Raw genomic sequence first — 5,522 nt, 5'->3', positions numbered from 1 at the left:
GCCCGGTGCTCCGACCGCGGCACTCGTCCCGCCCGGCAGCGCGGGGCCGTTGCCCGCGCCGCCCGGCCCCAGCGCCGGAGCCGAGGCGGAGCCGCGCCTCCTCGTACCCGGAACCCGGGCCCCCAGCCGCGAAACATCGCCGTCCAGCCGCGGGAACAACTCCGTGTCCGTCACCCTGACTTCCGGCCCGAACAGCGTGGACACGGCGGGCCGGGCGCGGCCCGTCTGGAGTGAGACCACCTCGCGCAGCACGCCCGTCAGCTGCTCGGCCATCTCCTGCGCGGAGGCGAACCGGCGGGCCGGATCGGGATCGGTGGCGCGCGCCAGCAGCCGGTAGAACGACTCGTACCGCCTGAAGACGTCGATGGTGTCCGGGTCCGGCAGGGAGTCGGCGTAGACGTTGGTGTAGCCCTGGAAGTCGAACGTCAGCACGGCGAGGGTGCGGCCGACGGTGTACAGGTCGGACGCCACCGACGGGCCGACGTCGGCGACCTCCGGCGCCTGGTAGCCCACCGTGCCGTAGATGGCCGACTCCTCGTCGTCCATCCGGCGCACCGCGCCCATGTCGATCAGCTTGAGCTGGTCCTCGGTCTGGATCGCGTTGTCGACCTTGAAGTCGCAGTAGAGCAGGTTGCGGCTGTGCAGGTGGCCCAGCGCCTCCAGCGCCTCGATGCCGTACGCGCAGGCCTGCTCGACCGGCAGCGGGTCGCGTCTGCCCTCGGGGGAGCGCCGCGCGTTGGCGATCTCCTTCAGCGACTTGCCGCCGACGTACTCCATGACGATGTAGCCGTCCAGCGAACCCGTCCGCTGGTCGAGGTGCTCGACGAAGTTGTAGATCCGCACGATGTTGGCGTGCTCGATCTCGGCAAGGAACCGGCGCTCGGAGATGGCCGCCGCCATCGCGTCCTGGTCGCCGGTGTCCAGCAGGCCCTTGAGGACCACCCAGCGGTCGGAGACCGCCTTGTCCACGGCGAGGTAGACCCAGCCGAGCCCGCCGTGCGCGAGGCAGCCCACCACCTCGTACTGACCGTGCACGACGTCCCCGGCCTTCAGCTTGGGCACGAACGAGTAGGGGTGGCCGCACTTGGTGCAGAAGCCCTCCGTGCGTCCGGGCCGCTCCCCGCGCGCCCGCCCGACCCGCGCTCCGCAGTCCGAGCGCGAGCAGAACCGCTTCCGCTCGGGCACCTCCGGGTTGTCCAGGACCATCGCGCGCGGGTCGGGCCGCGGGATCGCCGGGACCTCGACCAGGCCGGCGCCGAGGCGTCCGCGCGCGGAGGAACCGGCGGGGGAACCCGAGCTGCGCACCGACACCGACCGGCCCGTCGAGCGTCCCGACACCGACCGCGACAGCCGTCCCGACACCGAACGCCGGGACTTCGAGGACTGCGACGACGTACGCGAACTGCGGGCGCTGGACCGCGAACCGCCGCTGCCCGCCGATCCGCGCGAGCCCCGGCCGCCGCCACCGGTGACCCCGGTCGGCGTCGAGCCCACCATGCCGTTGGAGGCCACGACCGGCGCGAGACCGCACGTGTCGCAGTACAGCTCGCCGCCGCCCACGTCCTCGTAGGTCCCGCCGCAGCCGGGACGCTGACACGTCCGCTGTGCCTCACTCATGACGGTGCCTCCCCCCTAGGGGTCTCGTTCGGATCCTGCCGGGGTCGCGGGGTCTGGCACGCGCATCCGCGGCGTCGTCGTCGGTCGCGGGGCACAGTCGCCCGGAGCCGGCCTGGTCCGAACGGCACCCCCTGTCGCTCACGCGCCGGGCCCCGTCCGGTCCACCGGCCCGCCCTGACCGGGCACGCGCGGGGCGGAGCCGAGCAGGTCGGCCGCCGCGTGCTGGTAGCGCAGCACGGCCTGCTCGGCGACGCGCAGGTCGCAGGGCGCGCTCCACAGCATGCGGCGCGCCTTCTCGTACTTCTCGGCCAGCTCGGGGTCCTCGGCGTAGCCGAGCCGGGCCACCTTCGCCTTGTACGCGTCGAGCCGGCCGCGCAGCTCCGCGCGGACCGCCAGCGGCGCGGTGACCGCCGTCAGCGACTCGCGGGCGCGCAGCAGTTCGTCCTCCGCCTTCTCCTCCAGGGACTCCAGGAGCGGGGACAGGCGGTGCCACTGCGCGTGTCTGCGGTACTCGGCGGCCGCCGCCAGCTGCTCCTGCAGCACCGTCGGCGGCCCGCTGACGACCGGCACCTCCGTCGCCGCGATCTTCGCCAGCACCTCGCCACGCGCGGTGCGGGCCTCGGCGAGTGTGCGGTCCGCGCGGGAGAGTACGTCCCGCAGGGACACGATCCGGCGCTCGGCGTCCTGGCGCACCGTCAGCACGGCGTCGATCTCGCGGCGCACGTCCTCCAGGGCGCGCGCCTCCCGGTCGTACACCGTGGTGTCGGGACGGCCGCCGCCCGGCGCCGAACTGCCCTCGGCGGGCAGCCAGAAGGCGAGCGGGTCGGACACCACCCGCTCGCGCAGCTTCGTCAGGGTGCGGGTGATCCGCTCCAGGTCGTCACCGGCCGGATGCTCGCCGGGGCGGACGCCCACGGAGTGCGCGAGGCGGCGGGTGCGCTGGAGCTCGGCGGCGAGTAAATCGATCCGCGCGGGCAGCGCCGACCACACCGCGTCGGCGGCGACCACCATGTCGAGGGAGGTGGCGTAGAGCTGGTTCATCCGGTCGACCAGGGTGGCCAGCGAGTAGCGCTCGCTGAGCCGGCCCGGACCGCCGTCCAGGGTGGGCGCGGAGGCCGTGGCGGTGGCGCTGCCGGCCACCGTGACGGCCTCGCCGCGCAGCAGTTCGGTGAGCTCGGCCAGGTCCTCGCGGCTGGACCAGCGGCGCCGGGAGCGGATCTCCCGTGCCGTGCGCAGCGCGCCCGTGTACGCGTCGAAGTAGGTCCACAGCAGCGTGATCGACGCCTCCGCGGCGGCCCAGCGCTCGCCGGTCACCCCGGTGAGCTCGGCGCCTTCGAGGAGTCTGCGGCCCGCGTGGTCCTGGAGGGAGAGGAGCGAGGTCTCGACCGCCTCGTGCTCCGCGCCGAGCCGCGCCAGCGCACGGTCCACCTCGTCCCGGTCCATCACCGGCCCGGTGGGTCCCGTGTCGCCCATCGATCACCCCTCGCTGTCGCGGACTTGTGCGTGCTCTTTCCCTGCGCTGCGGCGGTCGTTCAGTTCTCGCGCAGATACTGCGGGGGCGGCGGCTCCGACTTCCTCCAGTCGTCCCCCATGGTCTCCGACAGCCAGTCGTCGTACGAGTGCTGCCAGCCCTCGGCCTCGTCCGCGCGCCACTCCACCAGGATGTGGTTGACCCGGCGTACCAGATCGTCGGCGTCCTTCTTCATCGCCACGCCGTAGTACTCGGTGGTGAAGGCGTCGCCCTGCAGTTCGACCGTCGGGTCCTGCGCGGCCTGACTCGCGGCGAGCGCGCCGTCGGTGACCACCGCGTCGGCCTCGCCGAGCTGGAGCCTTACGAGGCAGTCGAGTTGGTTGGGCACGGTGGTGCTCAGGTCGGCGTCGGCGGGCAGCCTGCCGTCCTGCTGGTCCTGCTCCAGCGTGCTGAACGCCGTCGAACCCGCCGCCGTGCAGATCCTCTTGCCGGCGAGCGTGCCGTTGTAGCCGGTGACGGTCGAGGACTTGGGCGCGAGAACCTGCTGGCCGGTCTCGAAGTAGGGCGCGGAGAAGGCGACGTCCTCCAGGCGGTCGCAGTTGATGGTCATCGTGCGGACCACCATGTCGACCCGGCCGTCCTGGATCGCGGGTATGCGCTGGTCGGTGGGGATCGCCTTGAACTGCACGGCGTCCGGATCGCCCAGGACGTCCTCCGCGATGCGGTGCACCAGGTCGATGTCGAAGCCCTCCAGCTCGGCGTCCCCGCCGCTGTTCGGGTCGCGGTAGCCCCAGCGGTAGCTGTTCTGGTCGACGCCGACGATCAGCTTGCGCTTCTCGCCCTCGCGGCTCTGGATCTCGTCGATGGTGGGGCCGTCGGCGTCGTCCGGGGACAGCGTCTGCTTCTCCGGTTCCGTGCACTCCTCGGCGGCGCGCGCCTGGCTGCCGTGGGCGACCCCGTGACCGGCGGTGCCGGTGCCCGCGCCGCCGTTCTCGCCGTGCGAGCGGACCACCGGCAGGAGCAGGGCGAAGAGCACGGCGAGGGCGCAGGCGAAGGCCATCGCCCCCACACCGCCCCAACCCCTCAGTCCGGCCCGCAGTCGTCGTGCACGCATCCTCGCGCCTCCCTCCACGGGTGTCCCTCCCCGCCCGTCCGCCGGGCCCGCGCCCCGCCTCACCGGTACTCCGAGAGCCTGCGGCCGATGCCCAGCAGCGCGCCGGCCGCGCCGAGCCCGGCCAGGACGCCGGCGCCCTGCGGCAGGTGGCCCATCGCGTCCAGCCCGTCCCCCGCCGCCTGCTCGAACTCCCGCTCCTCGTGTTCGATGGCGGCGGCCAGCGAGGCGTCGACGCCGTCGAAGCACTCGACCGTGGCGCCCTTGCCGCCGATGACCAGGTCCAGCGCCTGCTGGTAGTTGCCGCTCTCGTCCTGCTCACGGGCCGAGGCGTGGCGCTTCTTCCACTCCGCCATGTTGCCGTTGGCCGCCGCGACCGGGCGCTCGCCCGCCTCGTCGTCGGCGAGCCGCTCCGCCTCGGCCAGGCCCTTGCCAAGGGTGTCCATGTTCTTCCCGAAGTCGAAGTCGTAGGCGTCGAACGTCTCGTCGCCCACCTTCTTCGTCTCCGCGCCGCGTGCCACCAGCGTGAGGTTCTCGTTGCCCCGGGCCTTGAGGGAGGCGATGCGGGCGTCGTGCAGCACGTCCAGGGAGCGTACGCCGTGGTCGTAGGAGTCGCCCAGGTTCGACCGCGCGACGCTGTGGCCGACGATCAGCCAGAGCATGACGATCGTGGCGGTGGCCGTGGCGGCGACCAGGCCGTGGTTCAGGACCCGGTTGGTACGCCGGTAGTTGCGGTGCTGCGCCCAGGCCAGGGCGGCGAGCGCGAGGGCGCCGAGGGCCAGCGCGGCCCAGGGGTAGGGCCTGGCGTCCGCGTAGTCGGCGCGCAGCCGCTGGTTCTCCTTCTTGTAGAGGTCCTCCGCCGCCGGGAGCATGTCCTTCTGCATCTTCTCGTTGGCGTAGCGCAGATAGGCGCCGCCGACCGGGAAGCCCTGGCGGTTGTAGGTGCGGGCGCGCTCGATGAGGCCCTTGTACTCGGGCAGAAGGCGGTTGAGTTCGGTGATGGTCGCCGCGGAGGGGGAGTCGGCGTCGGAGTTGGCGGCGGCCGTCACGAGCCCTTCGGCGGCCGTGCGGATGCCCTTCTCGTACCTCTCCCGGGACGCCTTGGTCTCCTGACCGCCGGCCAGGAAGCCGCTGGAGGCGGCGGTGTTGGCGTCGGCGAGGGAGCGGTAGATGTCGGCCGCGTCGGAGGTGAGCGGCTGGCTGCGGGTGAGCACGTCGTCGGCGGCCTGGGACCGGGCGTTCATCTGCCAGGCGGTGACGGCGCCGAAGGCGACGACGAGCGCGGCGAGCAGCGCGCCGATGATCCGCAGCCGCCCCGGCTCG

Annotated in this window: 4 protein-coding genes; all 4 read right to left on the bottom strand. The window is 73.2% G+C overall.

Going from position 1 to position 5,522, the window contains the following annotated elements:
* A partial coding sequence (locus tag EBH09_RS38840) for a serine/threonine protein kinase (protein ID WP_153182651.1) occupies positions 1-1,617 on the bottom strand: 1,617 nt, incomplete at its 3' end.
* A gap of 138 nt (positions 1,618-1,755) precedes the next feature.
* Positions 1,756-3,090 carry a hypothetical protein gene (locus tag EBH09_RS12515; RefSeq protein WP_121747041.1) on the bottom strand — a complete coding sequence of 445 codons (1,335 nt, stop codon included), beginning with the start codon at positions 3,088-3,090 and terminating at the stop codon, positions 1,756-1,758.
* 59 nt (positions 3,091-3,149) lie between these two features.
* Entirely contained in the window at positions 3,150-4,202 is a 1,053-nt protein-coding gene (locus EBH09_RS12510) for a glutamate ABC transporter substrate-binding protein (RefSeq protein WP_121747040.1), read from the bottom strand.
* Positions 4,203-4,261: 59 nt separating this feature from the next.
* On the bottom strand, positions 4,262-5,522 hold a 1,261-nt coding region (locus tag EBH09_RS12505), incomplete at its 5' end, for a hypothetical protein (RefSeq protein WP_121747039.1).

The sequence above is a fragment of the Streptomyces sp. E2N166 genome (assembly GCF_003671715.1).
GTDB classification, from domain to species: Bacteria; Actinomycetota; Actinomycetes; order Streptomycetales; family Streptomycetaceae; genus Streptomyces; species Streptomyces thinghirensis.
The sequence above is the reverse complement of the archived record's forward strand: the minus strand, read 5'-3'. Positions and strand labels throughout refer to the sequence as shown.